Origin of the sequence: Bacillus sp. JJ722 (assembly GCF_036963345.1) — a bacterium.
Classification (GTDB): domain Bacteria; phylum Bacillota; class Bacilli; order Bacillales; family DSM-1321; genus Bacillus_AD.
The window spans coordinates 1-2,226 of record NZ_JBALMO010000143.1; the positions used below are offsets into that span (position 1 = coordinate 1).

Consider the following 2,226-nt stretch of genomic DNA (forward strand, 5'->3'; position numbering starts at 1 on the left):
ATAAACTTATATTATCAGACTTTGTAACGAAAGGAGAATGTCATGAATTTACTAATTACCGTTTTACTATTACTCATTTGCTTACTCATCTCAAACGTAATTAGCCATTATATACCATCTATCCCAACTGCATTGATTCAGATTGGATTTGGTATTATCTTAGCTCTCCTTGTTCAAGATATTACCTTAAACATTGAAACAGAATGGTTTTTGTTACTGTTTGTTGCCCCGCTTTTATACAATGATGGCAGACATTTTCCTCGTGAAGAACTATGGAAAATGAAAGCGTCCATAATGGGAAATGCAATCATTCTCGTACTATTAACGACGTTAGTAGGTGGCTATTTCATTCACTGGCTAATACCTGATATCCCAATTGCAGCCGCATTTGCTTTAGCAGCGATTTTATCTCCAACCGATCCTGTTGCCGTAAATGGCATTGCCAAACGAATACATATACCTGATAAAGTGCTAAATCTTGTTAGAGGAGAATCCTTAATCAATGATGCTTCAGGTTTAGTTGCCTTTAATTATGCAATAGCAGCTGTCGTAACAGGTTATTTCTCACTATCAGAAGCCTTGTTTGACTTCTCATATATGTTTATTGCAGGAGCTATCCTTGGGATTGTTCTTGGCTTTTTATTCATTGGGATAAAATTCTCTTTACGAAAAAAAGGAATTGGTGACGTAACCTTTTACTCCTTGTTACAAATAATGACGCCATTTGTCATCTACATTATTACAGAGGAACTATTACATGCATCCGGTGTAATTGCAGTAGTAGTAGCTGGAGTTCTGTCTTCCTTAGTGAAGGAGCGAACAGAAACCATTCATGCTGAAGAACAAGTAGTAACAGAAAATCTATGGTCTGTACTTTTGTTTATTCTGAACGGAATCGTATTCTTGTTGTTAGGATTGAAAATCCCATCCTCTATGATGGCTACAATTGCCAACCCAGCAATCAGTAATTGGTTGATCATCGGGTATGTAATTGCCATCGGAGTAGTTATTCTAGGAATTCGTTTTGTATGGTCATACTTATTTGCTTATTATGAATATCGATTCGAAAAGGTAAAAGATGCGACAAAACCAAGCACTAAGAACACAATGGTTATCAGTCTAACTGGAGTGCGAGGAGCGGTAACCATGGCTGGGGTACTATCCATCCCCTATGTTGTTATGACTGGAGAAGAGTTCCCAGAACGTTCATTAATTCTCTTTATTGCTGCTGGAGTTATTTTATTTACATTAATTGTTGCAACAGTGTTTTTACCACTTCTAAGTAAAAGCGAATCAACTGACAAAGAAAATCGTGATGTGACTTTTAATAAAGCAAAGCAAAAGGTTTTATTAGCAGCTATTAAACAGATTAAACTCGAAAGGACGGAGGAAAATCAATCTGTAGCCAATGAATTAATTGTCGAATACAAAAGGATGTTCCGACAAGCACAGTTTAATCAAAAAACAACTGAAGAAATCGCAATTTATCAGAAGAAAGTCATTGACGTACGAATGTTAGCGTTAAAAACCGAAAGAAAATATATAAAAGATTTAATGAATCAAGGACAGATTAGAGAAAAGACCTTTGAAAGACTTGAAAAATTACTAGATTATCGAGAAGAAGCCTTCTCAAATAGTTTTCGATCAAAATTTCTATATCTTTTTGGCAAAATGATTAGAGCATGGAACCAGCTGTTCTTTCATTTACGTAAAGACAAAGAAGCAACTTTAACAACTTTACGCCTTACCAGGAACATTCAACTGAAAGCATCTCAAGCCGCCCTTGAAATGTTGGAAGATAAGCTACAAAAATCCGACAGAAAAGATATCATTTCTGCTGTCATTTCTGATTATCGTAACATGATTAGTAAATTGAAAAAGCCAACGAAATATAATGATGAAAAAAGAGAAGAACTAAAAGAAGAATTGCGGATTAACGTGATGGAAAAAGAGCGTGCCGAAATTCAAAGAATGTACACAGCAGGCGAAATTAATAGAGAACAAACAAAAGAATTAAGAAGATTCGTCAACTATGTAGAAAGTGTTACGTTACAAGAACATATTGAATAACATTATAAAAAAATGAAAGCACCAGGATTATAAACCTTGGTGCTTTCATTTTATCCAAAAAACAAATCTAATATATTTGATCCATTTGAAGATTGTTTATTATAAAACTCGGAGTATCCACATTTTTTACAATATACAACGATAAAGTGAAACTTT

2 protein-coding genes are annotated in these 2,226 nt (G+C 34.5%); one reads left to right on the top strand and one right to left on the bottom strand.

The window, feature by feature from the left end:
• The first annotated feature begins 42 nt into the window (after nucleotides 1-42).
• Complete coding sequence (locus V7014_RS17285; RefSeq protein WP_335508682.1) at nucleotides 43-2,070, top strand: Na+/H+ antiporter; 2,028 nt, start codon at nucleotides 43-45, stop codon at nucleotides 2,068-2,070.
• A 50-nt stretch (nucleotides 2,071-2,120) separates the two neighbouring features.
• On the opposite strand, the gene V7014_RS17290 is transcribed toward V7014_RS17285, so the two are convergent.
• The coding region (locus tag V7014_RS17290; RefSeq protein ID WP_335508699.1) for a zinc ribbon domain-containing protein at nucleotides 2,121-2,226 on the bottom strand (106 nt) is incomplete at its 5' end.